At 74.2% G+C, this 1,044-nt stretch carries 1 protein-coding gene and 1 pseudogene; one reads left to right on the top strand and one right to left on the bottom strand.

The window, feature by feature from the left end; all coding sequences use genetic code 11:
• A pseudogene (locus G3I40_RS35455) lies at positions 1-710 on the top strand (hypothetical protein); the annotation flags it as partial.
• Here G3I40_RS35455 and G3I40_RS35460 read toward each other — a convergent pair.
• Positions 674-1,044 (bottom strand): MATE family efflux transporter (locus G3I40_RS35460; protein ID WP_275410282.1); only part of this gene is annotated, 371 nt, incomplete at its 5' end. The pseudogene G3I40_RS35455 and the gene G3I40_RS35460 sit on opposite strands and share 37 nt — an antisense overlap.

A 1,044-nucleotide genomic window follows, 5' to 3' on the forward strand; every position in this document is an offset into this window, starting at 1 on the left:
GCCGCGGCCGGGCCACGCGGGAGGCGTGGGGCGCCGCGGCGCTGACGGCGGGCGGCCTCGCGCTCGCCTTCGTCCTCGCGATGCCGGGCTCCTTCGCCTTCCTGGCCTTCCAGAAGGACCGGGGCACGGAGGTCGAGTCGCTGGGCGCGCTCGTCTTCCATGTGGCGCGGCAGTTCGGCTGGTCGGGCACGGTGCAGCTGAACTACGGCTCGGTCGAGTTCCTCGGTCCGTACGTGGACGTGGTCAGCGCCCTCGCGCAGGGGCTGACCGCGCTGGCCTTCGGCTGGCTGGTGCTGTGGCGGTTCAGGGCGCGCGCCTGGGGGTCCGGCACGCTCGCCGACGCCGCGCTGACGGCGGTGCTCCTGTTCACGACGACGAGCCGGGTGATCAGCCCGCAGTACATGCTGTGGCTGGTCGGCCTCGCGGCCGTGTGCCTGCTGTTCCACGACACGCGGATGACGCTTCCGGTGGGGCTGGTGCTCGCGGCGACGTTCGTGACGTTCCTGGAGTTCCCCATCTGGTTCTCGCACGTGGTCGCCAGCGACTCCCTCGGCCTCGCCCTCCTCCTGGCCCGCAACGGCCTGCTGGTCGCCGCGTCCCTGACCGCCTGCCACCGCCTGTGGCGCGCGACGGTGACCGAACCGCGCCGCGCGGCCCGCACCCCGGTCCCCGCTCAGGCCGCCCGCGACCACTCGGTGCCCGCCTCCTGAAGCGCCGCGCGGCACGCCATGACGACCAGGCAGCCGCACTGCACGGCCATGGCGAGCCCCAGCGCCAGACACACCCCGGGCAGCCCCCAGACGCCTGACAGCCAGAAGGCGCAGCCCAGTTGAAGCACGGTGCCGCCCGACGTCACCCCCAGCACCCGCGCCGCGCCCCCACTCCCCTCGAAAACTCCGCCGAGCGCGATGAATCCGCCCATCAGCACCAGGTAGGGGCCGATGCAGCGCAGGAACACCGCGCCCTCGGCCGCCACGTCGGGCGGCGCCCCGAAGGCCCGCATCAGCCAGGGTGCGAGGGCCGCGAGAAGCAGCGCGGCGGCCA

The sequence above is a fragment of the Streptomyces sp. SID14478 genome, from assembly GCF_010548525.1.
GTDB lineage: Bacteria > Actinomycetota > Actinomycetes > Streptomycetales > Streptomycetaceae > Streptomyces.